This is a genomic window from Streptomyces sp. HUAS 15-9 (genome assembly GCF_025642155.1).
GTDB lineage: Bacteria > Actinomycetota > Actinomycetes > Streptomycetales > Streptomycetaceae > Streptomyces.
This window is the reverse complement of record NZ_CP106798.1, coordinates 2,543,106-2,568,063: the sequence shown is the minus strand read 5'-3', so window position 1 is coordinate 2,568,063 and position 24,958 is coordinate 2,543,106. Positions and strand designations below refer to the sequence as shown.

Genomic DNA, 24,958 nt, shown 5'->3' with positions numbered 1-24,958 from the left:
TGCGGGACAATTCCCGCAGCGCAGTGAAAGGACGATACGACGTGAGTCTTGCCGACAGCCGGCCGCAGCAGCTCGGTCCCGTACGGGGCCGCCCGCGCAGCGAGGCCGTGGAACACGCCATTCTGGAAGGCGTGATGAAGCTCCTGGAGGAGGGCGTGCCCCTCGCCGAGCTCTCCATCGAGCGCGTCGCCCGCACCGCCGGCGTCGGCAAGGCCACCATCTACCGCCGCTGGAGCGGCAAGGAGGACCTCTTCGTCGACGTCATGCGCGCCGCCGAGCCCCCCGACCCCGTGCTCCCCGGCACCTCGATGCGCGACGACCTGGTCGTCCTGCTCGAATCGCTGCGCCAACGCGGGCTGGTCAGCCGCTCGTCGGCGATCCTGCACAACGTCCACGTCCAGATGAAGAGCAGCCCCAGGATCTGGGCCGCCTACCACGCCGGAGTGATAACTCCCCGGCGCAACCTGGGCCTCGAAGTGCTGCGCCGCGGACAGCGCAACGGCGAGCTCCGCGAGGACGTCGACATCGAACTGGCCAACGACATGTTCGTCGGCCCCATGCTCGTCCGCTCCACCCTGCGCCCCGACGCGGAGCTCCCGGAAGGGCTGGCGGAGCAGATCGTCGACACGGTGCTCGAAGGCCTACGGCCCGTCAGCCGACCCGGCACTTAGCCCGAATGTGCGCGTTTCGTCACAGTCCAGGTGGGTGTCGCCGCAGCCGGAACCCCTCGCGCCGACTTGTTCGTCATCGTCTTCCGTACGGCCGCCGCTCGGCGGCAGGAACGGATCCGATCATCCCCTAGGGTCGTAACCCAGGGGGAAGACGGTGCGCACGGCAGGTTGTGAGGCAGACGGTATGGCGCAGCAGGCGTACATGACGGAGACGGACAACGGCGGCTCGGGGCCCGAGCACCGGGGATCCCGGCTTCGGCACCTGCTGGGGCGCCTGCGCAGAAGCCTGTTCGACGGCTGGCGCGGAGATCCGCGCATCTGGCGTCGAGGCATCGTCACGGCCGTGATCGCGCTGCTGCTCGCCCTGGTGATGCTGGTGCACTCACGCATCCCGAACCGGGTGGGCAACCTCGGCAGTCTCACAGAGACGTTCCTGCCCTGGCTGGTCCTGCTGATCCCGGTGCTGCTCGTCCTCGGGGCCGTACGGAAGTCGGCGACCGCGCTGATCGCGGTGCTGCTTCCGGCCATTGTGTGGCTGAACCTCTTCGGCGGCCTGCTCACCGACAAGACGAACTCCGGCGGCGACCTGATGGTCGCGACGCACAACGTCAACGCCGACAACCCGGACCCGTCCGCCACGGCCAGGGATGTGGCCGCGTCCGGCGCGGACGTGCTGGCGCTCGAGGAACTGAAGGCGTCGGCCGTACCGCTGTACGAGAAGGCGCTGGCGGCGACCTACAAGTACCACTCCGTACAGGGCACGGTCGGCCTGTGGAGCAAGTACCCGCTCACCGCGGTCAGGGCCGTGGACATCAAGCTGGGCTGGACCCGCGCCATGCGCGCGACGGTGGCCGCGCCGACCGGTCAGGTCGCGGTCTACGTAGCCCATCTCCCCTCGGTACGGGTGAAGATGGAAGCCGGCTTCACCGCCCGCCAGCGCGACAAGAGCGCCGACGCACTCGGCGAGGCCATCGCCGACGAGCCACTGCGGCGGGTGGTGCTGCTCGGCGACCTGAACGGCACCATGAACGACCGTTCCCTGAACGCCGTCACCTCCCAGCTGCGCTCCACACAGGGCGCGGCGGGCAGCGGCTTCGGCTTCAGCTGGCCGGCCTCGTTCCCGATGGCGCGGATCGACCAGATCATGGTCAAGGGTGTCGAGCCGGAGAGCTCGTGGACACTGCCGAAGACGAACAGCGACCACTTGCCGGTCGCGGCACGTGTGAAGGTCGACACGTCCTCGTAACCCGCTGGAATGCCGGCCAGGGGGACTTTGTTCCGTACTTGAACATACACTGTACGGACTCCGCTCTCCCTGAAAGGCAAACCCCTCCATGCCCCTGGCCCTGCTCGCGCTGGCCGTAGGCGCCTTCGGTATCGGCACGACCGAATTCGTCATCATGGGCCTCCTGCCCGACGTCGCGACCGACCTGCACATCTCGATCCCCACCGCCGGGCACCTGGTCTCGGCGTACGCGCTCGGCGTGGTGATCGGCGCCCCGCTGCTGGCCGCGCTGACCGCCCGTATGCCCCGCCGCACCGTCCTCATGGCCCTGATGGGCCTGTTCGTCGCGGGCAACGCGCTGTCCGCCCTCGCCCCCGGCTACGACTCGCTCCTCGCGGCACGCTTCCTGAGCGGTCTGCCGCACGGCGCCTTCTTCGGCGTCGGCGCGGTGGTCGCGACGAACATGGTGACGCCGGAGCGCAAGGCCCGCTCCGTCTCCCTGATGTTCCTCGGCCTGACCGTCGCCAACATCGCGGGTGTGCCGGTGGCCACGCTCATGGGCCAGCACCTGGGCTGGCGGGCGACGTTCCTGGGCGTGAGCGCGATCGGGGTGGCGGCGATAGCGTCCCTGGCCCTGCTGATCCCGCGGGCTCGCACCGACGCCCCCTCCGTGGGCCTGCGAGGCGAGTTGTCGGCGCTCAACTCGCTGCCGGTGTGGCTGGCACTCGGTACCACGGTGACGGGCTTCGGCGCGCTCTTCGCGGCGTACAGCTACGTCACGCCGATGCTGACGGACGCCGCCGGTTACGCCGACTCCAGCGTGACGCTGCTGCTGGCGCTGTTCGGCGTGGGTGCGACGGTGGGCAACCTGGTGGGCGGCCGGCTGGCGGACCACGCGATGCGGCGTACGCTGTTCGGGGGCCTGCTGTCGCTGACGGCGGTCCTGCTCCTGTTCCCCCTCCTCATGAGCACGCCGCTGACGGCGGCCCTGGCAGTGATTCTGCTGGGCACGGCGGCATTCATCACGGGTTCCCCCCTCCAACTGATGGTCATGGAAAAGGCCTCCGCGGCCCCCTCCCTGGCCTCCTCGGCCAACCAGGCGGCCTTCAACCTCGCCAACGCGGGCGGAGCCTGGATAGGCGGCCTGGCCCTGGCGGCCGACTTCGGGGTGACGTCCCCGGCGGTGGCGGGGGCGGGGCTGGCGGTACTGGGACTCGCCGTGGCGAGTACGGCGTACTTGGTGGACCGGCACCGGGCAACTCCGTCGGCCGGCCTCGCCGAGCGGGTGGTTGCGTCACACGTGCCGGAGCAGCCGGGGGCGCTGCAGCACTGACTTGGGGGGAGCTGTCGCGGGCCCCTGCTGAGGGGTTGCTGTTGGGGCCGCTCGCTTCTTGGTCAGTGGCGTGCTTCCGCGAGGCGAGTCAAGGGCGCTCCGTTCCACTCCGCGTCGCCTTCGGCGATGGCCCTGCGGGCCACCCTTGACACGTCTCGCTCCAGCACGGGTGAGAAGCGAGCGAGCGGTCCGGAGAGACCGGTGGCCAGGCGGGGTTCGCGGGCAACTGTCGGCTGCGTCTGGGTCCGGCGTCGACGGGCGCGGGCGCGCCTCGCCAGCACGCCGGGTGGGCTTGGCGGCGAGCGGCGAGCGGTGGGTGGGGGTGGGGGAGAGTGGGGTCGGGTGGGTGGCTGGGTGGATGGGGTGGGGGCGCGCGGGTTGGTGCCGTGGGCATCCACCCCTGCTGGATCCTGCTCGTGGCCGTTGGCGGTCGTGCTCTCCAAGGCGATTGGTCGAATTGGGTCAATGGGCTCGGGCATGCCGCCAGGTGGACGGAATGGTTTGCCTCGGACGCTGGCCCAAACCGGCCAATCACCGCCTCGTGTGACTTGAGAGGCGGAAGTGACGACTTCGTGGGGCCGTGACAGCCGCAGGCCTGTGACCGCCCGCCGACCCTCCCCCTTTCTCCGGCCGCCTGCCCCCAACCCGGCCCCACCCACCGTTCGCCGCTATGAGGGTGAGCGGGCAGCGGAATCGGAGTCGCCGGAAGTGCCTCGATCCGCAACGCTGTTGCTGTGACCGCTTCCATCCACTGAGAGTCCCACGGCGCCCGTGCCGCCGCGGAGTTCGGAGTTCCGGCAGTGCTTTTCGACGTCACCCGTAGCGAACTCGCCGACATCTTCGGCGAGAACCGGATCGCGACCCTGCCCGCCACCGCCTTCCCACCCTCCACCGCGGACACAGAGGGCGCCCGCCTCCTGCAGACCGTCGGCGTTCCCACCGGGACGCTCTGGTTGCGTGAGCCCGACGAGGACGACGGCCTGCTGCCCCTCGTCCAGGACGTCGTCCACAACGAGGACTTCGAGGACGCTGTGGAAGGCACGGGTGACTGGCCCGTCATCGGCTGGCTGCTCAACGCCCACCTCGCCCTCGACCCCGGCACGGGCAAGGTGTACGCCTTCGACGCCGGCGAGGAGACCGTGCAGGAACTCCACACGGACGTCTCCTCCCTCGTCCAGGTCACCCTTCGGTTCCAGCGCCTGCTCGAGGAGTTCACCTTCAGCGGCGACGACGGCGACGAGGAAGCCGACTTCGAGCGCCTGGAGCGCGAGGTTGAGCGCATTTGTCAGGAGACGAGCAGCATTGACCCGCTCCCCTTCCAGGACGACGAGACCGTCTGGTCGGTGGTCGGCGAGGAGATCGCCATGGGTCAACGCTTCAAGGGCGACAGCCCGGGAGCCCGCTCGCTCTACGGGTGATCGCCGGCCGGTGTCGCCCACTCACCGCGCGGTCTGCGCGGTGCGCAGGCCGTTCCCCATGACTCCTTCAACGAGCCAGCCAAGAAGGGGATATGGCTACGACCAGGCCTTCCATCAGGTGCTCTAAGCGACCGTGCTGATCACAGTCCTTAACGAGCGCCTGTGACCAGCACTTTCACAACACGCCCTGGGGCCTCGCGATCATCGGCCCTACGCCGACCGCCACCTTGCGGACGCTTCACCTCTGCGGTCTCGCCATCAGAAGCGGCGTCTAAGCGCGCCCGGCGAGGGACAGCCCCCTCGGGGCCACCAACGCCGCCTCAGTTCCTCAGTTCGCACCACACCGTCTTGCGGTCCGGGGCCTGGTCCACGCCCCACCGGTCGGTCAGTGCGTCGAGTAGGGCCATGCCTCGCCCGGACTCGGAATCCTTCGTTGCCGAGGCTGACAGCAGGATGGGCAGGGTGCGGGTGTCGGGGTCAGTCACCTCGATGCGGGTGTGGCCGTGCCCCGGCTTGCCGATGACCCTGACGGTCACGGGCGTGCCCTCGCCCACGTGGTTGATGACGTTCGTCAGCAGCTCCGTCGCACACAGACGTACGTCGAAGTCGTGGTCGCGGAGATGGTGGCGGAGTTCCGGTACGGCCTTCGGCGTGGCGAGCAGCCGGAGTTCGTATGGCGTCATCGCTCGGCCACCGTCTTTCGGAGTGCGGCGGCGAGCGCGTTGGCCGTAGCCGTGTTGCAGTTCCCGAGCGCGACGAGGCCGGCGGGCGTTGCGTACGTACCGGCGAAGCTCGGCAGGTCGACGCGGAGGGAGGGCAGCGTGATGCCGTGGAGGGCGAGGGCGGAACGGAGGTCCTCGACGCAGAGGGAGACGTCGGAGGCGGTGGGGGAGCAGTCCGGCATGGGTGGCGTCGTCCTCTTCCTGTGCGTTGTGTGACGAACACCTCACAGACTGTCGTCGGGGTCGCTACCGTGAAAGGGGTTTCGCGTTCGCGACCGGGACAGCGGAAGGTGAACGATGGCACGGCGCAAGGACATTGACGGCTCGATGAGCGTCCCGACCTTCTACGGCAAGGAGTTGCGGTGGAAGCGGGAGGCGGCGGGGATGTCGTTGGAGGCGTTCCTTGAGGGCAGCTTCTACGGCAAGACGTTCCTCAGCGACATCGAGCGCGGGGAACGGAGGATGCCGATCGATCTGGCCCGGCATGCGGACCGGGTGCTCAACACCGACGGGTTCTTCGAGCGGCACTGCGAGGATGTGCGGAAGGCGCGGAGGGGACCGCATGCTGCCTACTTCGAGAAGGTCCTGGAGGCGGAGAAGTACGCGGAGTCCATTGAGGAGTGGTGCCCCATCACCTTCCCCGGGCTGCTCCAGACCGCCCCGTACGCTCGGGCGCTGGTCCGGTCGGCTCACCCGGCGGCCTCCGACGAATGGGTCGAGGAGAAGGTGACGGCCCGACTCGCCCGCGCCCGCCTCTTCGAGGAGGATCACTCCACCCCGGACTACTGGGCGGTCCTGCACGAGTCGCTCATCGCGGATCCGATCCTTCTTCCGCTGGAGATGGCCGAACAGCTGGACCGGGCCGTGGAGTTGGCCGAACGACGCCGGATCACTCCGCAGATCGTTCCGCGGACGTGCGGCCCGTATCCCCTGATGGCCGCCTCCATCAAGGTCATGACCTTCCCGGACGCACCGCCGCTGCTCTACATCGAGGCGTCGTACAGCGGTGACACCATCGACGATCCGGCCCTCGTGAAGCAGTACCGCAAGGCATACGATCGGCTCAGGGCCGTCGCGCTGTCACCAGACACGTCCCTCGACATGATCAAGGCAGCGGCAGAGGATTACCGAAATGGCAAGCAACCGGATCGACTTGAGTGACGCGCTCTGGTTCAAGAGCAGCTACAGCAATGGTGACGGTGGGGACTGCGTCGAAGTCGCCGGCGACTTCCCCGGCGCCGCCCTCTGGCGCAAGTCGAGCTACAGCAACGGCGACGGCGGCAACTGCCTCGAAGTCGCCGACAGCATCCACGGACTCGTCCCCGTCCGTGACTCCAAGGTCCCCCACGGCCCCGCCCTCATCCTCAGCGCCGCCGCCTGGGCCCCCTTCGTCGCCTCGCTCACGTCTCGGGCCGCTTCGCGGCCCGGGTCCCGGTCCGGTCGGCGCGGCTGATCGCTGAGGGCTGCGGTCTCTTGTGGGCCGAGGTCGAGAAACCGGTCATCGAAGGGAAGGTCGTCTCGGCGGTCCCGCTGAGCGGCAAGCGCCTGAGGCTTCCGCGGCGGCGAGCCGGTTCAGTGAACGCCCCTTTCGGGGATCGTCGGCAGGACCTTCTCGGCGATGTCGACGAGAGCCCCGTCGTTGGGGAGGGCGCCGGTCTGGCTCCACACGGTGATGTCGTAGTAGCCGCCGAGGTCCTTCCGGTCGAGGGCCACTGACAGCGTCCTGGCCAACGGACCCTGCTGGACCGGCGTGCCCTTCTGGTCACCGCCGAGATTGATCTCCAACTTCATGGTGTGGTCCGAGGAGAAGACCGCGGGCCGGCCGAGAACCTTGAGCGTCCTGACGTCGTTCTCGATCCTGTCACCCGCGATGTCGATCAGCCGCACGTACTGGGCGGTCGACATCTTGTCGTAGGTGGCCGAGAGCTTCACGCTGTACGTGTCGAAGTCGATCTGGGCGTCCGGCTCGGCGACCTTCCCGTCGGTCAGGGGTGCGGTGCCGCTGCTGCCGGAAGCGGAGCTCGCGACTTCTTCGGGCGTTCCCAGGAGCCGGGCCAGGTCGGGCCGGTTGAGCGCCTTGCACAGATCGTCGCCGGTCACCGCCCGGGGCGTCCTCTCGTACGCCTTCGGCAGCTTCTCGTGTTCCGTGTCCGAACAGGAGGCGGGCTGCGGCGCGTTGGCGTTGACCGGCATCACGCGGTCGCCCAGCCACACCGCGGCCGCGAGCGCCCCGAACACGGCCAGGGCCGCGACGGCCTGGCCCCAAGCGTTGTGGTCCTTCTCCGGCTTGTCCGGGCCGGGACGTGGTCCGGTTCCGGCTCCGGCATGGCTTCCGGCCGGTGCCGAGGCCGCAATCGGGTCCGCGGTGGGGGCCTGGGCCTGATCCAAGGCCGTGGCCGGGGCGGCGGTATCGGTCACCGTCCCGCCTGCGGCGGACGCCGAACCCTGGCCCTGGTTCCGGTGCGCGCGCAGCGCCCGGACCACCGTGTGGACGCGTATCGCCGTGAACACGAGGAACGCCGCCCCGATGGCGCCCGCGACCCCGTCGCTGTCGCGGGCGGCGAGATACATGAGGCGCAGGCCGAAGACGGACCCGATCACGATGAACAGGGGTTCGCGGACCCAGAAGGGCAGCACGCGCAGGAGTAGACCAAGCATCTGGTGATTTCATCAGGTACATGATCACATTTGCCGTGATGGAGGCCACAGTTCCGGGGGCGTCTCCGGCCCGCTTCCCGCACGGTGCGCCTCGGCTGGAGGCCGTGGACACCCGCGGCGGACAGGTCCTCCTCGGACCCGGAGCGGACATGTTCCGGGACATCCCCTACCGGCGCACCTGTTGATCCCGGTCAGGAGGACGGCAGGAAGACGGGAGGGACGCCCTGCTCCTCGGCGCCGCCGCCTGGGCCCCCTTCGTCGACGCGCTCACGTCTCCGGGACGTCGAACCGGGCCAGGTCCCGCAGCCAGGCCCGTGCGTTGCCGTCCGACGGTGCACGCCAGTCGCCCCGCGGGGAGAGCGAACCGCCGGCCAGGACCTTTGGCCCGTTCGGCATGGCCGAGCGCTTGAACTGCGCGAACGCGAAGTAGCGGCGGCAGAAGACCTCCAGCCAGCGCCGGATCTCCGGCAGGTCGTACGCCACCCGCTTGGCCTCCGGGAAGCCAGGGGGCCACGCCCCGGACTCCTCGTCGTGCCAGGCGTGCCAGGCCAGGAAGGCGATCTTCGACGGCCGGAAGCCGTACCGCAGCACGTGGAAGAGCGTGAAGTCGTGCAGTGCGTACGGGCCGATCTTCGACTCCGTCGACTGCATCTCCTCGCCCGGCACCAGCTCCGGGCTGATCTCCGTGTCGAGGATCGCGGCCAGCGTCTTGCCGGTCTCCTCGTCGAACTGGCCGCTGCCGATGACCCAGCGGATCAGATGCTGGATCAGCGTCTTCGGCACGCCCGAGTTGACGTTGTAGTGGCTCATCTGGTCGCCCACGCCGTACGTGGACCAGCCGAGCGCCAGCTCCGAGAGGTCACCGGTGCCGAGCACGATGCCGCCGCGCTGGTTGGCCAGCCGGAAGAGATAGTCCGTGCGCAGACCCGCCTGCACGTTCTCGAAGGTGACGTCGTACACCGGCTCGCCGGAGCCGAACGGGTGACCCATCTCCTCCAGCATGAGCCGTGCGGTCGGTGTGATGTCCAGCTCGGCCGCGGTGACACCCAGGGAACGCATCAGCGCATGCGCGTTGTCCTTGGTGTGGTCGCTGGTGGCGAAGCCGGGCAGCGTCCAGGCCAGGATGTCGCTGCGCGGGCGGCCCGCGCGGTCCATCGCGCGGGCGGCGACGATCAGCGCGTGCGTGGAGTCCAGGCCGCCGGACACCCCGATGACCACCTTCGGGCCGCCGATCGCCGCCAGCCGCTGCTGGAGGCCCTCGACCTGGATGTTGTACGCCTCGTAGCAGTCCAGGGCGAGGCGGTCGGGGTCGGCCGGCACGAACGGGAAGCGCTCCAGGCGACGGCGCAGCCCCAGGTCGGTGAGCGGCGGATCGAGTTCGAACCCAACCGTCCGGAAGTCACTCGTCCGCGCCCTGTGCGTACGGCGGTTGTCGTCGAACGTGCCCGTCCGCTGCCGCTCCTGCCGCAGCAGGTCGAGGTCCACGTCGGCCACCGCGTACTCGGCGCCGAGCGGGAACCGCTCGGTCTCGGCCAGCAGTGCGCCGTTCTCGTAGATCATGGTCTGCCCGTCCCAGGACAGGTCTGTGGTCGACTCGCCGAGGCCGGCCGCCGCGTAGACGTACGCGGCGATGCAGCGGGAGGACGCCGAGCGGCACAGCAGCTTGCGGTCCTCGGCGCGCCCGACCGTGATCGGACTGCCCGAGAGATTGACGAGGACGGTCGCGCCGGCGAGGGCCGCCTCCGCGCTGGGCGGCACCGGCACCCACATGTCCTCGCAGATCTCCGCGTGCAGTACGAGACCGGGGACGTCCTCCGCCGCGAACAGCAGGTCCACGCCGAACGGTACGGTCTCGCCGCCGGCCCGGATCGATCCGCCGCGCTCGTCGGCGCCGTCGCCGATCTGCCGACGCTCGTAGAACTCCCGGTAGTTCGGCGGGTACGACTTGGGGACCACACCGAGGATCCGGCCGCGGTGCACGATCACCGCGCAGTTGTAGACCCGGTTGCGGTGGCGCAGTGGGGCACCGACGACCAGCACCGGCAGCAGGTCCGCCGAGCCGGCCACCACCTCGCCGAGCGCCTCCTCGACCTGGTCGAGCAGCGCGTCCTGCAGCAGCAGGTCCTCGATCGAGTAGCCGCACAGCACCATCTCCGGGAAGACGGCGACGGCGACCCCCTCCTCGGCGCACCGGCGTGCGTGGCGCAGGACCGCTGGGGCGTTGGCGTGCGGGTCCGCGATGACGGTGTGACCCGTACACGCGGCGACGCGTGCGAAGCCGTGCTGATAGATCGAGAAGAAGTTCAACGGAGGCACTGGCCCAGTGTAATCGTCAGAGCGACGCGATGAGGGGCGTGGAGTGTTGTGCACCCCACGCCCCTCTACGGCATCTACCGCACCTACCGCGTCAGCGGATCAGTGACGCCGGTACGACTGCACGTAGCCGTTCGCGGGTGAGCCCACGCCGGTGACGTCGTCGTAGCCCTTCACCGCGGACAGCGAGCTGTCCTTGCCGAGGCTGCGGACCGAGGTCGCGAGGCCGCCGCTGGGCGATCCTCGGCGTCCTGATGCTGAGCCTGCTGATCGTTGTGCTCGACAACTCGATCCTGAACGTCGCCGTCAAGACCATCTCCACCCCCGCCCCCACCGGACTGGGGGCCACCCAGAGCGAGATCGAGTGGGCGATCAACGCCTACACCCTCGTCTTCGCCGGCCTGCTGTTCACCTCCGGCCTCATCGGCGACCGGCTGGGCCGCAAGAAGGTCCTGCTCGGCGGCCTCCTCGTGTTCGGCATCGGCTCCGCCCTCGCCGCCGAGTCCGGCTCCCCGGACGAGCTGATCGCGGACGCGGACCTCCCCGAAGGGCTGTCGGAGCAGATCGTCGACACGGTCCTCGAAGGCCTACGGCCCGTCAGCTCACCTGGCACTTAGCCCGAATGTGCGCGTTTCGTCACAGTCCAGACCGGTGTCGTCGCAGCCGGAACCCCTCGTGCCGACTTGTTCGTCATCGTCTTCCGTACGGCCGCCGCACGGCGGCAGGAACGGATCCGATCATCCCCTGGGGTCGTAACCCGGGGGCAGACGGTGCGCACGGGGCCCGAGCACCGGGGATCCCGGCTCCGACGCCTGCTCGAGCGCTCCCGGAGCTACTTGTTCGACGGCTGGCGCGGTGATCCCGGGATCTGGCGCCGGGGCATCGTCACCGGTGCGATCGCGCTGCTCCTCGCTCTGGTGATGCTGCTGCACTCGCGCATCCCCAACAGAGTGGGCAACCTCGGCAGCCTCACGGAGACGTTCCTGCCCTGGCTGGGCCTGCTGATCCCGGTGCTGCTGGTCCTCGGTGTCGTACGGAAGTCGGCGACCGCGCTGATCGCGGTGCTGCTGCCGGGCATCGTGTGGCTGAACCTCTTCGGTGGGCTGCTCACCGACAAGACGGGCGCCGGCGGCGACCTCATGGCCGCGACACACAACGTCAACGCCGACAACCCCGACCCGTCCGGCACGGCACGCGACGTGGCCGCGTCCGGCGCGGACGTGCTGGCGCTGGAGGAGCTGAAGGCCTCCGCCGTGCCGGTGTACGAGAAGGCCCTGGCGCCGACGTACAGGTACCACTCGGTGCAGGGCACCGTCGGGCTGTGGAGCAAGTATCCGCTCACCGGCGTCAGGGCCGTGGACGTCAAGCTGGGCTGGACGCGCGCGATGCGGGCCGTCGTGTCCGCCCCGTCCGGCCAGGTCGCGGTGTACGTCGCCCATCTCCCCTCGGTGCGGGTGAAGATGAAGGCCGGGTTCACCGCGCGGCAGCGCGACACGAGCGCCGACGCGCTCGGCGAGGCCATCGCGGACGAGGCCGTGCCGCGGGTCGTGCTGCTCGGCGACCTGAACGGCACCATGAACGACGGCGCCCTCAACGCCGTCACCTCCCAACTGCGCTCCACGCGGGGCGCGGCGGGTAGCGGCTTCGGGTTCAGCTGGCCGGCGTCCTTCCCGATGGCGCGGATCGACCAGATCATGGTGAAGGGGGTCGAACCGAAGAGCTCGTGGACGCTTCCGGCGACGGGCAGCGACCACCTGCCGGTGGCCGCGCGTGTGAAGGTCGACACATCCGCCTCGTGAGAGGGCTTCGACCACCGGGTGCTTATGTGACGTGATCACATCAGGCAGTATTCTGGGCTTCGTCGGGACCCGCACATCCGGTCGATGCAGTCTTACCTTCAGCGGGAGGCACGATGCAGCGCAAGACCATCACGGCCGAGGATCGGCACGGTTCGGAATGGGGCTGGTTCCTGGCGTGGCTCGCGGTCGGCGGGTGTCTGGCCCTGGGGCTGGTCGCCCTGTTGTCGGTGGGCGTGGTCCTGATCGCCCTGGCCGCCGCGGCCGCCGTGTTCCTGCTCCGCAAGGGACACAGGACCGCCGTCGTCGGGGGCCTCACGGGCCTGGCTCTGCCCCTCTTCTACGTCGCCTACCTGAACCGGGGCGGCCCCGGGAACGTCTGTCACGCGACGGCGGGCGGGAGCACCTGCACCGACGAGTTCGCGCCGGTGCCGTTCCTGGCCGCCGGTGCTCTCCTGTTCGCCGCCGGATTCGTGATCTTCCTGGTGCTCGACCACCGGCACAGGGGGACGCACTGACGTGCGGAACCCTTTCCGGTTCTCCGTGCTCTTCGGCCGGAAAACCGGAAAGGGATTCTCTCACTTGCTGGAGCGAGGGCTGGGCGTAACGACCTGAGTCGACGTCGAAGCGGAACCCTGGTGCATGGCCTCGTCGAATTTCGGGAAGCACACGTACCATTTACCGGAACTCTTGCAGGCCGCCAATTTGAAAGCTGGATCAGAGGTATCGCGCCGGTGGTTTTCGACGCATTTCTCGTTCTGCCGCGGCTTTACGGTGGCACCCTTCGGAATCACACCGGAGCTGCACATCTTTCCGGTCAGGACCACGGTCGCGGAATCGGCCTTCGCCTTGACGGAGCCGACCCCGAGGTCCTTTGCCCGGACCGAGGAATTGTTCATTCCGGTGAACAGTACCTTCAGCACCCCACGCTCCCGCGGGAGCACGAAGGAGGAGGCGCGGTCGAACTGGCCGGAGAACAGGGCCGTCGAGTACTGCACGGCCACCGTGCCCGGGTCCATCCCCTTCGTGTCGACTGCGGTGCCGGGTGTGCCGGTGGCGGTGGCGCCGGACGAGCATCCGGTGGCAGCCAGCACCAGGGCTGCCATGAGTGGGGCGGCGCCCCACGCGCCCGTCCGGTGAGGACGAGGCGCACGGGACGGCCCGTGGGACGGGCTCATTGTCAGGAGGTCCATCCGAAGCCGTTCGAGGTGCGGTGGTGTACCAGGTTCGAGCACCCGCCCGCCTTGCTGTCGTGCCAGGCACTGACCCTGGAGCCGTTCTTCTTGCCGTAGACGTGCACGTTGTGCTTGAAGACGGCCGTGTCGGTGCTGAAGCCGCAGGAGGCCCAGCCGGACGGACCGAGGAGGAAGAGGACGATCTTCTCGAAGTCGGTGTTCTTGAAGGTCTCGGCGCCGCCGGTGCCCCAGCCGTCGCTCTGGTAGCTGAACTTCGGCTGCGGGGTGCCGGACGTCGACCAGCCGTCGTACTTGAACTTGTACGCGTTGTTCCTGGCGCTCAGGGTCCCCACGTGGCCGTACAGCGGCCAGCGCAGGTTGGTGGTGAGGGACGTGATGGTGATGTTGACCGGGTCGATCCACGCCGTCTTGGTGTGCGCGTTGCTGTACGGCGTGCTGCTCGCCGCTTCGGCCGCGCCCGACTCGTTGTAGGGCTGCGCGGCCGGGGTGACGGTGTCGCTCGCGTCACCGGTCGAGGAGGCGGACTGCGGCGTCTCGGGCGTGTCGTTGGTGTCCGCCGGCGAGGCCAGGCTGGCTTCCTGGTTCGGCGTGATGGTCCCGGTGAGCACGCGCTCCTGGCAGGTGCTCGGGTTGTACCCGACCTCCTGCTCGTAGCTGGTGCCGGACGACGAGCTGGTGGTGGAGCCGTCGAACTGGCAGGTGCCGTCGGTCTGCACCGAGCCGTTGACGGTCTTCACGGTGCCCGTGATGCCGAACTTGGTGGTCGCGTCGTCGGAGTAGGTGATCCACCCGTCGCTGCCGATGTCCACACCCGGAACGCCGGTGGAGGAGGCGGACGGGGTCGGGCTGGGTGACGTCGTGCCGCAGCCGGGGTTGACCGTGCCCGCGGCGAATTTGCTGACCGTGTCTGTGCAGGCGTCTGGAGCCGCATGCGCCAGGCTGGGGATTCCAAGGACCAGAAGTGAAGCAGACATGACAACAGTCGCCACGGGGCGCGGCCTGAATCGGGACATGAGGTGCCTTTGCTTGAATCAATAATGAAAAATGGAACCGGGCTGATTCAGGACGGATTTCAGCACCCGCCGTGCGGCGTGGACCTCCCCCTGAGTCGGAACAACCGTACGAGTGATCGATTGTGAAGATCAAGTGCGGACTCCTTCATTCCTGCAAAGGTATCTTTTCCGTGCGCTGGTGTTTCTTTTGCTTTCTCGGGTTGCCTTTTTCCTTCGGGGTGCGATAAAGGTCAAAAAAGGGGCGTGGGGTCTTGGTGACCCCACGCCCCGTCCGCTCGGCGGATCAGCGCGTCAGCGCATCAGTGGCGCCGGTAGGACCGCACGTAGCCGCCGCCCGGAGAGCCCACGCCCGTCACGTCGTCGTAGCCCTTCACCGCCGACAGCGAACTGTCCTTGCCGAGGCTGCGGACCGAGGTCGCGAGGCCGCCGCTGGCGTCGAAGCCGTTCACGAAGTCGAGACGGGCCACCGCCAGGCCGGAGCCGGTCGGGTTGTCCGTGACGTCGTGGAAGACACCCGTCTTGCCGTACTTGCTGTAGATCCCCGGGTTGGCGAAGCCGATTGCCTTGCCGCCCTGGGCCTCCTGGGCCAGCGCCTGGACCGCCGCGATCACCGGAGCGGCAAGCGAGGTGCCGCCGATGCGGTACTCGCTGTACTGCTCGGTGCCGTCCGGGAAGGTCTGCGTCTGGCCGACCAGGAAGCCGGTGTTCGGGTCGGCGATGGCCGCGATGTCCGGGACGACGCGGTTGCCGGCGGCGTTGTTGGCCGTGGCCAGCGCCTTCGGGACGACGTTCTTCTGGTAGTACGGCTGCGGCACGGTCTTGCTGGTGCCGCCGCCCGCGCCCGAGGTGAAGGCGCCGGGGAAGCCGGTCCAGCTCTTGCCGTCGGCCGACAGGGTCGCCTTCTCGGTGCCCCAGCCGGTCTCCCACATGTACGTGTCGCCCTTGCCGACGGCCAGCGAGGTACCGCCGACCGCGGTCACCCACGCCGAGTTGGCGGGGGTGTCGACCTGCTTCGTACCGGTGTTGGCGACCTCGTCGCCGTTGTCACCGGAGGAGAAGTAGAAGCCGATGCCCTGCACCGCGCCGAACTGGAAGACCTGGTCGTAGGCGGCCGCGAGGTCCGGCGTCTGGTTGGCCTCGATGTCGCCCCAGGAGTTGGAGACGATGTCGGCCAGGTGGTTGTCGACGATCTTGCTGAGCGAGTCGAGCAGATCGTCGTCGTAGCAGGAACCGGCGCCCACGTAGGTCACGTCGGCGTTCGGCGCCACCGCGTGCACGGCCTCGACGTCGAGGGTCTCCTCGCCGTACCAGCCGGCCGCGCCGCACTCCTTGGTCTTCGTGTAGTTCTTCGGCAGCACCTGCTTCAGCTGACCGGTCCTCCACGCCGCGTCACCGTGCTTGTTCGCGTAGGACGCCGCGTCGAAGGCGATGGTCGGCGAGGCGTACGCGTCCGTGATGGCGATGCGGACGCCCTTGCCGGTGTACGTGCCGGCGCCGTAGGCGGCGCGCAGCTGCTTGCCGGTGTAGCCCTTGACGGCGTACGGGATCTTCTTGCCGTACGCGTCCGGCAGCGTGGTCGCGACGTTCGAGCCGTAGTACGAGGAGAACGGCCCGGCGTTCTTGAACACCGCGTCCGGCGGCGGCAGCTGGTCGTTGTGGGTCGCCTTGTGCGGCGCGTTGTCCAGGCCGGTGACGGTCAGGACGGCGCCCTTGAGGCTCTCCGGCACGGAGGCCGTCTTCGACGGCGCGTGGTAGGTCTTCGAGCCCCTGGTGTAGTTGTGCAGCTGGGTGCCGAACGCCTTCTCGGCGGCGGACACGTCACCGGTGACGGCGATGTAGTGCTGCGTGACCTTCGTGACCGTGAGGCCCGACGACCTGAGCCAGGACTTGACGGCGGACACCTGGGCCTTGGTCGCACCGAAGCGGGCCTGCGCCTGCTTGGCGCTCAGGTACTTGCCGTACGTCTTCGAGTTCGGGTCGGACACCGCCTTGGCATAGGCGGCGAGGCCGGCCGCGTTCCGGCCGGAGAGGTACACCCGGGCGGAGACCTGGGCGCTGTTCGAGGTGGCGCCCTTGTCCGCCTTGGTCGTGGCCCAGGCGGGCTTGGTGCCCGCGAGGGCGTTTCGGCCCGGGTTGTCCACGGCGTGCGCCGCGGGTATGCCGAACGCCAGCGCACCGGCGATCATGGGCAGTGTCGCTGCCATGCTCACACCGGCGCGCACCGTGGCACGGTTGGATCTCATAGAACCCCCTGCGATGCGGTTCGCATGCATGTAGTGGTCGGTACGTCGTGGATCCGGGCGCCGGCCCGCGGCGGTTAGGCCCGCGAATGGATCACACGATGGGGGCCACTCTTTCGATGAACCGTTCATGCCAGGGGAACGCAAAAGTCAAGAGAACCCCAAGGAACCGTCATCCAGGGGGAATTGCGGCTTTCGTCCTGGTGGCCGTGTTATGAACGCGGCTTGGCGCCCCGCTCCTTCAACATGTCGGCCATCAGCTGGATCTCGGACTGCTGCGCGTCGACCATGCCCTGGGCGAGCTTCTTCTCCACGCCGACGGTGCACTTGGCGACGCACCCCTCGGCCATGTGGATGCCGCCCTTGTGATGGTCCGTCATCAACTGGAGATAGAAGACCTCGGCCTGCTTGCCGCTGAGGGTGCCGAGCTTCTTCAGGTCGGCGTTGGTCGCCATGCCCGGCATCAGCGCGCCGTCCTTGCCGGACGCCATGTCGCCCATGCCCATCCAGGTCATCGGCGGCTTCGCCGACACCTTCGGCAGCTCCCACAGGTCCAGCCAGCCCAGCAGCATGCCGCGCTGGTTGGCCTGCGTCTGCGCGATGTCGTAGGCGAGCCGGCGTACTTCCTCGTCCGTCGTACGGTCGCGCACGATGTACGACATCTCGACGGCCTGCTGGTGATGGACCGCCATGTCCCGCGCGAACCCGGCGTCCGCCGAGTCGGCGCTCGGAGTCCCGGTCCCCGGGTCCCCGTCCTCGGCGACCGCGTAGGTGATCGCTCCGGCGGCGACGAGCACGGCCGCCGCGGCACCCGCGATCCAGCCGATGTGCCGCCTCACTTCATCATCCCGCCGGTGCACGAAGCGCCCGGCTCGGGCGTCTGCTTGCCCTGGACGTAGGTGGCGAAGAACTTGTCCACGGCCGGGTCGTCCGCGCTCTTCACCGTGAGCTGGTGGCCCCACGCCGAGAGGATGAGCGGCGCCGCCTGGTTCTCGTACGGGCTCATGAGCGTGTACGGCGTCTTCTTCACCTTGGCCGCGAGCGCGTCGACGTCGGCCTTCTTCGCCTTGCTGGTGTACGTCACCCAGACCGCGCCGTGCTCCAGCGCGTGCACGGCGTTCTCGTCCTTCACGGCCGCGGTGTAGACGTCACCGTTGCAGTTCAGCCAGACCGGGTTGTGGTTGCCGCCCACCGGCGGGTGCATCGGGTACTTCACGGTCGTGGTGACATGGGTCCGGGCCAGCTTGCCGGACCAGGTCCGCACCCCGTCCGTGCCCGTGGTGAAGTGGCCCGAGTCCCCGGAGCCGGCGCCCTTTGAGTCGCTCGCCGTGCTGTCGCTGTCCTTCTGCGAGTTCACGAGCACCACACCGCCGACGACGAGACCGGCGACCACCACCACGCTCGCGGCGATGACGAGCACCCGGTTGCGGCGCTCGCGGGCCTGCTCGGCGCGCCGCATCTCCTCGATACGTGCCTTGCGCGCGGCGTTGTTGCTGTTCTTGGCGGAACCCATGGCTGTTGTCCTTCTGGGGAAAGGGCCGGAACGGACGGGACGGTCGGGCTCACTGATCGTAATGGGGGAGAGGCCCCGTTCCGTAGGGAGGGCATGGGAAAGAATATTTGAACGCCGAATGCGCATTATTTACGCTGCGGATATGCGGCTGCTGCGCTCCACCGACCTCGCCCTGCGTCTCCTGATGCGGCTCGCCGTCGCCGGTGCGTCCACCCCCACGACGCGCCAGGTCGCGGCGGACATCGACGTGCCGTACACGCACGCCACGAAGGTGGTGGCCGAGCTCCAGCACCTCGGCCTCGTGGACGCCCGGCGCGGCCGGGGCGGCGGTCTCGCGCTCAGCGAGAAGGGGCGCCGGGCATCGGTCGGGGCCGTGGTGCGCAGGTTCGAGGGGGACGGCGAGGTCGTCGAATGCGAGGGTTCCTCGCCCTGCCCCCTGAACTCCGACTGCCGGCTGCGCGGCGCCCTGCGCCGGGCCCAGGAGGCGTTCTACGCCACGCTGGACCCGGTCACGCTGGAGGAGATGGTCGCGGGGCCGACCGGCCCCCTGCTGCTGGAGATCTCCTCGCGGCCCTAGCCTTTGCGCGTCCTCAGTTCTGCGCCAGCCACAGGTCGGGGCCGAACACCTCGTAGTGGATGTCGGCCGGGGCCACGCCCTGCTCGATCAGCTGGGTGCGCACCGCGCGCATGAAGGGCAGCGGACCGCACAGGTACGCGCGCGTGCCGGAAGCCACCGGTACGACCGTGAGGTCGACGAGCCCCGCGCGGCCGGCCGGCTCGGCGTCCTGCTCGTAGAAGAAGTGCGCGGCGCCGTCGGCCAGCTTGGCGGTGTACGCCTCGTGGTCGTTGCGCAGCGCGTGGTCGGCGGGGGAGCGGTCGCCGTGCACGACGGTGACCGGGGCGCGGTGACCGTCCTCCGCGAGCTGCGCCAGCATCGCGATCATCGGGGTCACACCGATGCCGGCGGAGGCGAGCAGCAGCGGGGCGCCGGTGACGTCCTCCAGGACCAGGTCGCCGTAGGGGGCGGACAGCTCCAGCACGGTTCCCGCCGCCACGTGCGCGTGCAGGTGGTTCGAGACCTCGCCCTCGGGTGTCGTACCGCCGGACACCCGCTTCACGCTGATCTGCCGCTCGGTCGCGCTGGGCGCCCCGGAGAGGCTGTACTGCCGGATCTGCCGGGCGCCGTCGGGGAGGGTGACGCGCACCGAGAGGTACTGGCCCGCGCGGAAGCCGCGCACCGGGCCGCCGTCCACCGGCCGCAGCCGCAGGGTGATGACGTCGGCGGTCTCCGTGACCCGCTCGGTGACCTCCCACTCGCGCCAGCCGGTCTCGTCGGCGCTCTCCTCGTACAGCCGCCGCTCGATGGCGATCAGGGCGTTCGCCATCAGCCAGTAGACCTCGTCCCAGGCGGCCGCGACCTCGGGCGTGACGGCCTCGCCGAGGACCTCGACGATGGCGGCGAAGAGGTGCTCGTGGACGATCGGGTACTGCTCGGGCGCGATGCCGAGCGAGGCGTGCTTGTGGGCGATGCGGCTCAGCATCGCGTCGGGCCGCTGGTCGGGGTGGTCCACGAGGTGCGTGGCGAAGGCGGCGATGGACCCCGCCAGGGCTTGGCGCTGGGTGCCCGCGGCTTGGTTGCCCCGGTTGAACAGGTCGCGCAGCAGTTCGGGGTGGGCGGTGAAGAGTCCGTTGTAGAAGCGCTCGGTTATCTCGCCGATGGCGGCGCCGACGACGGGAAGGGTGGCACGGACGGTGGCAGCGGACTGCTCGGACAGCATCGGGGCTCCTGGGCTCCTGTTGATGGGCTGTGGTCGTCAGCCATTAAAACTTGCATCATGAATGCAAATTAAAGCGGGGGTGGGGGAACCCGACCGGCCATTACTTATGTCACTCCGAGCAGGCAAGATGGGCTGCAGAGCAGTACACGTGCCGGACGCGAGGCGTTCAGGCCGAGGTCGGCCGGGCGATCATGGTCCGCAACGCGCGTGAAACGGTGTTGTGGTGTGATGCTCAGGTGCCCGACCGCCTCCCGGCGCCTTCCGGGAAGGGCGGCCTGACCAGCAAGGATGGGGAAGCGGAAGATGGACAAGCAGCAGGAGTTCGTGCTCCGGACGTTGGAGGAGCGCGACATCCGGTTCGTGCGCCTGTGGTTCACCGACGTGCTGGGCTTCCTCAAGTCCGTGGCCGTGGCCCCCGCCGAGCTGGAGCAGGCCTTCGACGAGGGCATCGGCTTCGACGGCTCCGCCATCGAGGGCTTCGCCCGTGTGTACGAGTCCGACATGATCGCCAAGCCGGACCCCTCGACCTTCCAGGTGCTGCCGTGGCGTGCCGAGGCGCCCGGCACCGCCCGTATGTTCTGCGACATCCTCATGCCGGACGGCTCCCCGTCCTTCGCGGATCCGCGCTACGTCCTCAAGCGTGCCCTCGCCCGCACCTCCGACCTGGGCTTCACCTTCTACACCCACCCGGAGATCGAGTTCTTCCTGCTGAAGGACCGCCCGCTGGACGGCACGCGCCCGACGCCCGCCGACAACTCCGGCTACTTCGACCACACCCCCCAGAACATCGGCATGGACTTCCGCCGCCAGGCGATCACCATGCTGGAGTCGATGGGCATCTCGGTCGAGTTCTCCCACCACGAGGGCGCACCGGGCCAGCAGGAGATCGACCTGCGCTACGCCGACGCCCTGTCCACGGCGGACAACATCATGACGTTCCGCCTGGTCATGAAGCAGGTGGCGCTTGAGCAGGGCGTCCAGGCGACCTTCATGCCGAAGCCCTTCTCCGAGCACCCCGGCTCCGGCATGCACACCCACCTGTCCCTCTTCGAGGGCGACCGCAACGCGTTCTACGAGTCCGGCGCCGAGTACCAGCTCTCCAAGGTCGGCCGCTCCTTCATCGCGGGCCTGCTCAAGCACGCCGCGGAGATCTCCGCCGTCACCAACCAGTGGGTCAACTCCTACAAGCGCATCTGGGGCGGCTCCGAGCGCACGGCGGGCGCCGGCGGTGAGGCCCCCTCGTACATCTGCTGGGGTCACAACAACCGCTCGGCCCTGGTCCGCGTGCCCATGTACAAGCCCGGCAAGACCGGCTCGGCGCGCGTGGAGGTCCGCTCCATCGACTCCGGCGCGAACCCGTACCTCGCCTACGCCCTCCTGCTGGCCGCGGGCCTCAAGGGCATCGAGGAGGGCTACGAGCTCCCGCCCGGCGCCGAGGACGACGTCTGGGCCCTGTCCAACGCCGAGCGCCGCGCGATGGGCATCGAGCCCCTCCCGCAGAACCTCGGCGAGGCCCTGACCCTCATGGAGACCAGCGACCTCGTCGCCGAGACCCTCGGCGAGCACGTCTTCGACTTCTTCCTGCGCAACAAGCGCCAGGAGTGGGAGGAGTACCGCTCCGAGGTTACGGCGTTCGAACTGCGGAAGAACCTGCCGGTGCTGTAGGCGTCGGCAGGCGGAGGGGCCACGACGTGGCCCCTCCGGTGCGAGCCTCGTGCTCCTCGCCCGCGGGGTCGCCCGTCCGGCCGTACGGTGGAGATCCGGAGCGGCTCGGCCACCGTGGACCAGGCGGGCGCGGGGGCGGAATGCCGCGCCGACCGCTTCGGAGCCGGTGTCGGACTCTCCGGTTAGGCTCGGGCCAGGACGACCTTGATCCGAGGGGAGGCCGCGGATGACGCCGGGGCGCAGGAGCAGTACCTTCACGCGGCTGCTGCGGCACGGTTTCACCGACCCCTCGGCGGCCGAGCGGCTCCTGGACAGCGCCGAGCTCTCCGCCGTCCGCGACGACCCGGTCCTCCTGGAGGCGCTGGGCGCCACCGCCGACCCGGACCTCGCCCTGCACGGACTCGTACGGCTCCTGGAGGCCCAGCCCGGCCCCACGGCCCACCGCGAGCTGCTGGACACCCTGATAGCGGCCAAGCCCCTGCGCGACCGTCTGCTCGGTGTCCTCGGCGCCTCCGCCGCCCTCGCCGACCACCTCGCCCGGCACCCGCGCGACTGGGAGGCGCTCGTCACCTACGAGCCACGCGACCTGCACCCCGGGGTCGAGGAGTTCGAGCGGGGCCTGGCCGACGCGACCGACCCGGTCTCCCTGCGCGTCGCCTACCGGCGCTGCCTGCTGTCCATCGTCGCCCGTGACGTGTGCGGCACCACCGGCGTCGCCGAAACCGCCGCCGAGCTCGCCGACCTCGCCACCGCCACCCTGCGCGCCGCCCTCGGCATCGCCGCGGCCGCCGCCCCCGACGACGCGGCCCTGTGCCGGCTCGCGGTGATCGCGATGGGCAAGTGCGGCGGCCACGAGCTGAACTACGTCTCCGACGTGGACGTGATCTTCGTCGGCGAGGCCCTGGACGGAGCCGACGAGGGCAAGGCGCTGCGCTCCGCCACCAGACTGGCCTCGCACATGATGCGGATCTGCTCGGAGACGACGGTCGAGGGCTCCATCTGGCCCGTGGACGCCAATCTCCGCCCCGAGGGCCGCAACGGCCCTCTCGTCCGCACCCTCAGCAGCCACCTCGCCTACTACCAGCGCTGGGCCAAGACCTGGGAGTTCCAGGCGCTGCTCAAGGCCCGCCCGGTGGCCGGCGACGGCGAACTGGGGCAGGACTACATCGCCGCGCTCGACCCCCTGGTCTGGAAGGCCGCGGAACGCGAGAACTTCGTCGCCGACGTGCAGAAGATGCGCCGCCGCGTCGTCGAGAACATCCCCGCCGCCGAGATCGAGCGCGAGCTGAAGCTCGGCCCCGGCGGGCTGCGGGACGTCGAGTTCGCCGTCCAGCTGCTGCAACTGGTGCACGCCCGCTCCGACGCCTCGCTGCGCAGCGGCACCACCCTGGACGCCCTCGGGGCCCTGGCCGACGGCGGCTACGTCGGCCGCGCGGACGCCGTCCAGCTCGACGAGGCCTACCGCTTCCTGCGCTCCATGGAGCACCGCATCCAGCTCTACCGGCTGCGCCGTACCCACCTCGTCCCCGAGGAGGAGGCCGACCTGCGCCGCCTGGGCCGCTCCCTGGGGCTGCGCGCCGACCCGGTGGCCGAGCTGACCCGCGAGTGGAAGCGGCACACGGGCGTCGTACGGCGTCTGCACGAGAAGCTCTTCTACCGCCCGCTGCTCGACGCCGTCGCCCAGCTCGCCCCCGGCGAGGCCCGGCTGAGCCCCGAGGCGGCCCGCGAACGCCTGGTAGCCCTCGGCTACGCCGACCCCGCCGCCGCCCTGCGCCACCTGGAGGCGCTGGCCTCGGGCGTCACCCGCAAGGCCGCCATCCAGCGCACCCTGCTGCCGGTCCTGCTGGGCTGGTTCGCGGACTCCGCCGACCCCGACGCCGGCCTGCTCAACTTCCGCAAGGTCTCCGACGCGCTCGGCAAGACGCCCTGGTATCTGCGGCTGCTGCGCGACGAGGGCGCCGCGGCCGAGAACCTCGCCCGCGTCCTGTCCGCCGGGCGCCTCGCCCCCGACCTGCTGATGCGCGCCCCCGAGGCGGTCGCCCTGCTCGGCGACGGGGACGGCGGCAGCGGGCTGGAACCGCGCGGCCGCGCGCACCTGGAGCAGGAGATACTCGCCGCGGTCGGCCGCGCCGAGAACGCGGCGCAGGCCGTCACGGCCGCACGTGGCGTGCGCCGCCGGGAACTGTTCCGTACGGCCGCCGCGGACATCGTCGACTCCTACGGCACCGAGACGAAGCCCGCCGAACCCGACCAGGGAGCGCTGGTCGACCGCGTCGGCACCGCCGTCTCCGACCTCACGGCGGCGACGCTCGCGGGCACGCTGCGGGCCGTGGTCCGCGAGGGCTGGGGCGACACGCTGCCCACCCGCTTCGCGGTCATCGGCATGGGCCGGTTCGGCGGCAACGAACTGGGATACGGCTCCGACGCCGACGTCCTGTTCGTGCACGAGCCGCGGGAGGGCGTCGAGGAACGGGAGGCCGCGGACGCGGCCAACAAGGTCGTCTCCGAGATGCGCCGCCTGCTCCAGATCCCCAGCGCCGACCCGCCCCTGCTCATCGACGCGGACCTGCGCCCGGAGGGCAAGTCGGGCCCGCTCGTGCGGACCCTGAAGTCGTACGAGGCCTACTACCGCCGCTGGTCCCTGGTCTGGGAGTCGCAGGCGCTGCTGCGGGCCGAGCCGGTCGCCGGGGACGAGGAACTGGCCGGCCGCTTCATCGAGCTCATCGACCCCCTGCGCTACCCGGCGGAGGGCCTCGGCGACGAGGCGGTCCGCGAGATCCGGCGCCTGAAGGCCCGCATGGAGTCCGAGCGCCTCCCGCGCGGCGCCGACCCCAAGCTCCACACCAAGCTGGGCCCCGGCGGCCTCTCCGACGTCGAGTGGACCGTCCAACTGCTTCAGCTCCGGCACGGCTGGGTGGAGCCCGGCCTGCGCACCACGCGCACCCGCGAGGCGCTGGCCGCCGCCCGCGCGGCGGACCTGATCTCCACCGAGGACGCGGCGACCCTGGACGAGGCCTGGGTCCTCGCCACACGCGTCCGCAACGCCGTCATGCTGGTCCGCGGCCGGGCCGGCGACACGTTCCCCTCGGAACGCCGCGAACTGGCCGCGGTCGGCCGCTACCTCGGCTACGGCCCCGGCCACGCGGGCGACATGCTCGACGCCTACCGCCGCACGACGCGCAGGGCACGGGCGGTGATGGAAGAACTCTTCTACGGAGCGTGAGCCTCCGGCGGTTCGGCAGGGGGTTCACCGGTGGTGCGGGGCTTCACTGCCGTGACGGTTCGGGGGGTGTGCGAAGGCTGTGGTGGTGCGGGTACGCGGTGAAACCGCCGGTCTCCACTGTCGTGGCCGGTCGCCGCTGCGGCAGGTCATGGGCGGGCGGCCCCAGAGGGCGGGCGCGGCTCTGTCGGGCTGCG

At 69.8% G+C, this 24,958-nt stretch carries 22 protein-coding genes and 2 pseudogenes; 14 read left to right on the top strand and 10 right to left on the bottom strand.

Annotated features, from left to right (window positions below; all coding sequences use genetic code 11):
• The first annotated feature begins 41 nt into the window (after window positions 1-41).
• The 4 genes from N8I87_RS11765 to N8I87_RS11750 all read left to right on the top strand — a co-directional run bounded on the left by N8I87_RS11765 (window position 42) and on the right by N8I87_RS11750 (window position 4,647).
• The gene (locus tag N8I87_RS11765; protein WP_263208086.1) at window positions 42-671 is read left to right on the top strand and encodes a TetR/AcrR family transcriptional regulator; all 630 of its coding nucleotides are present in this window, start codon (window positions 42-44) and stop codon (window positions 669-671) included.
• Between the two features lie 184 nt (window positions 672-855).
• Window positions 856-1,917, top strand: coding sequence for an endonuclease/exonuclease/phosphatase family protein (locus N8I87_RS11760; RefSeq protein ID WP_263208084.1), 1,062 nt, complete (start codon window positions 856-858; stop codon window positions 1,915-1,917).
• Window positions 1,918-2,005: 88 nt separating this feature from the next.
• Entirely contained in the window at window positions 2,006-3,229 is a 1,224-nt protein-coding gene (locus tag N8I87_RS11755; RefSeq protein ID WP_263208082.1) for an MFS transporter, read from the top strand.
• 800 nt (window positions 3,230-4,029) lie between these two features.
• Window positions 4,030-4,647: an SUKH-4 family immunity protein gene (locus tag N8I87_RS11750; RefSeq protein WP_263208079.1), complete on the top strand. Its 618-nt coding sequence runs from the start codon at window positions 4,030-4,032 to the stop codon at window positions 4,645-4,647.
• A gap of 320 nt (window positions 4,648-4,967) precedes the next feature.
• Here N8I87_RS11750 and N8I87_RS11745 read toward each other — a convergent pair whose 3' ends face one another.
• The gene (locus tag N8I87_RS11745; RefSeq protein ID WP_263208077.1) at window positions 4,968-5,330 is read right to left on the bottom strand and encodes an ATP-binding protein; all 363 of its coding nucleotides are present in this window, start codon (window positions 5,328-5,330) and stop codon (window positions 4,968-4,970) included.
• Window positions 5,327-5,551, bottom strand: coding sequence for a hypothetical protein (locus tag N8I87_RS11740; protein WP_263208075.1), 225 nt, complete (start codon window positions 5,549-5,551; stop codon window positions 5,327-5,329). Before N8I87_RS11740 ends, N8I87_RS11745 begins: the two co-directional genes overlap by 4 nt.
• A 115-nt stretch (window positions 5,552-5,666) precedes the next feature.
• Here N8I87_RS11740 and N8I87_RS11735 point away from each other — a divergent pair, with 115 nt between their 5' ends.
• The 3 genes and pseudogenes from N8I87_RS11735 to N8I87_RS44725 form a co-directional block, all read left to right on the top strand.
• On the top strand, window positions 5,667-6,530 hold the full coding sequence (locus N8I87_RS11735; protein WP_263208072.1) for a helix-turn-helix domain-containing protein: 864 nt from the start codon (window positions 5,667-5,669) through the stop codon (window positions 6,528-6,530).
• Window positions 6,502-6,822, top strand: coding sequence for a DUF397 domain-containing protein (locus N8I87_RS11730; RefSeq protein WP_263208070.1), 321 nt, complete (start codon window positions 6,502-6,504; stop codon window positions 6,820-6,822). Before N8I87_RS11735 ends, N8I87_RS11730 begins: the two co-directional genes overlap by 29 nt.
• Window positions 6,774-6,911: pseudogene (locus N8I87_RS44725) on the top strand (DUF1062 domain-containing protein); the annotation flags it as partial. The gene N8I87_RS11730 and the pseudogene N8I87_RS44725, both read left to right, overlap by 49 nt.
• 30 nt (window positions 6,912-6,941) lie before the next feature.
• Here the strand turns inward: N8I87_RS44725 and N8I87_RS11725 are convergent.
• A complete protein-coding gene (locus tag N8I87_RS11725) occupies window positions 6,942-8,027 on the bottom strand; it encodes a DUF6215 domain-containing protein (RefSeq protein WP_263208068.1) in 1,086 nt (361 codons plus the stop codon).
• Between the two features lie 20 nt (window positions 8,028-8,047).
• On the opposite strand from N8I87_RS11725, the gene N8I87_RS11720 reads away from it, so the two are divergent.
• Window positions 8,048-8,212: a hypothetical protein gene (locus N8I87_RS11720; RefSeq protein WP_263208066.1), complete on the top strand. Its 165-nt coding sequence runs from the start codon at window positions 8,048-8,050 to the stop codon at window positions 8,210-8,212.
• 82 nt (window positions 8,213-8,294) lie between these two features.
• On the opposite strand, the gene N8I87_RS11715 is transcribed toward N8I87_RS11720, so the two are convergent.
• On the bottom strand, window positions 8,295-10,334 hold the full coding sequence (locus N8I87_RS11715) for an NAD(+) synthase (protein ID WP_411577373.1): 2,040 nt from the start codon (window positions 10,332-10,334) through the stop codon (window positions 8,295-8,297).
• 260 nt (window positions 10,335-10,594) lie between these two features.
• Here N8I87_RS11715 and N8I87_RS11710 point away from each other — a divergent pair.
• The 3 genes and pseudogenes from N8I87_RS11710 to N8I87_RS11700 form a co-directional block, all read left to right on the top strand.
• Window positions 10,595-10,870 (top strand): annotated as a pseudogene (locus N8I87_RS11710) (MFS transporter); the annotation flags it as partial.
• Window positions 10,871-11,176: 306 nt separating this feature from the next.
• Window positions 11,177-12,139 carry an endonuclease/exonuclease/phosphatase family protein gene (locus tag N8I87_RS11705; RefSeq protein ID WP_411577372.1) on the top strand — a complete coding sequence of 321 codons (963 nt, stop codon included), beginning with the start codon at window positions 11,177-11,179 and terminating at the stop codon, window positions 12,137-12,139.
• Between the two features lie 113 nt (window positions 12,140-12,252).
• Window positions 12,253-12,654, top strand: a complete 402-nt coding sequence (locus N8I87_RS11700; protein WP_263208060.1) for a hypothetical protein — start codon at window positions 12,253-12,255, stop codon at window positions 12,652-12,654.
• Window positions 12,655-12,714: 60 nt separating this feature from the next.
• Here the strand turns inward: N8I87_RS11700 and N8I87_RS11695 are convergent, their stop codons facing one another.
• The 5 genes from N8I87_RS11695 to N8I87_RS11675 all read right to left on the bottom strand — a co-directional run bounded on the left by N8I87_RS11695 (window position 12,715) and on the right by N8I87_RS11675 (window position 18,098).
• Window positions 12,715-13,242 carry a hypothetical protein gene (locus N8I87_RS11695; RefSeq protein ID WP_263208058.1) on the bottom strand — a complete coding sequence of 176 codons (528 nt, stop codon included), beginning with the start codon at window positions 13,240-13,242 and terminating at the stop codon, window positions 12,715-12,717.
• Window positions 13,243-13,316: 74 nt separating this feature from the next.
• The gene (locus N8I87_RS11690; protein ID WP_263208056.1) at window positions 13,317-14,306 is read right to left on the bottom strand and encodes a hypothetical protein; all 990 of its coding nucleotides are present in this window, start codon (window positions 14,304-14,306) and stop codon (window positions 13,317-13,319) included.
• 338 nt (window positions 14,307-14,644) lie between these two features.
• Window positions 14,645-16,588: a S53 family peptidase gene (locus N8I87_RS11685; RefSeq protein ID WP_263208054.1), complete on the bottom strand. Its 1,944-nt coding sequence runs from the start codon at window positions 16,586-16,588 to the stop codon at window positions 14,645-14,647.
• A 209-nt stretch (window positions 16,589-16,797) separates the two neighbouring features.
• On the bottom strand, window positions 16,798-17,424 hold the full coding sequence (locus tag N8I87_RS11680; protein WP_263208052.1) for a DUF305 domain-containing protein: 627 nt from the start codon (window positions 17,422-17,424) through the stop codon (window positions 16,798-16,800).
• Complete coding sequence (locus N8I87_RS11675; protein WP_263208049.1) at window positions 17,421-18,098, bottom strand: thioredoxin-like domain-containing protein; 678 nt, start codon at window positions 18,096-18,098, stop codon at window positions 17,421-17,423. Before N8I87_RS11675 ends, N8I87_RS11680 begins: the two co-directional genes overlap by 4 nt.
• A gap of 142 nt (window positions 18,099-18,240) precedes the next feature.
• On the opposite strand from N8I87_RS11675, the gene N8I87_RS11670 reads away from it, so the two are divergent.
• Complete coding sequence (locus tag N8I87_RS11670; protein ID WP_263208047.1) at window positions 18,241-18,675, top strand: RrF2 family transcriptional regulator; 435 nt, start codon at window positions 18,241-18,243, stop codon at window positions 18,673-18,675.
• A 13-nt stretch (window positions 18,676-18,688) separates the two neighbouring features.
• On the opposite strand, the gene N8I87_RS11665 is transcribed toward N8I87_RS11670, so the two are convergent.
• Entirely contained in the window at window positions 18,689-19,876 is a 1,188-nt protein-coding gene (locus N8I87_RS11665; RefSeq protein ID WP_263208045.1) for a globin domain-containing protein, read from the bottom strand.
• Between the two features lie 303 nt (window positions 19,877-20,179).
• On the opposite strand from N8I87_RS11665, the gene N8I87_RS11660 reads away from it, so the two are divergent.
• Window positions 20,180-21,541, top strand: coding sequence for a glutamine synthetase family protein (locus N8I87_RS11660; RefSeq protein WP_263208043.1), 1,362 nt, complete (start codon window positions 20,180-20,182; stop codon window positions 21,539-21,541).
• Between the two features lie 226 nt (window positions 21,542-21,767).
• Complete coding sequence (locus tag N8I87_RS11655) at window positions 21,768-24,764, top strand: bifunctional [glutamine synthetase] adenylyltransferase/[glutamine synthetase]-adenylyl-L-tyrosine phosphorylase (RefSeq protein WP_263208042.1); 2,997 nt, start codon at window positions 21,768-21,770, stop codon at window positions 24,762-24,764.
• The last annotated feature ends 194 nt before the right edge of the window (window positions 24,765-24,958 follow it).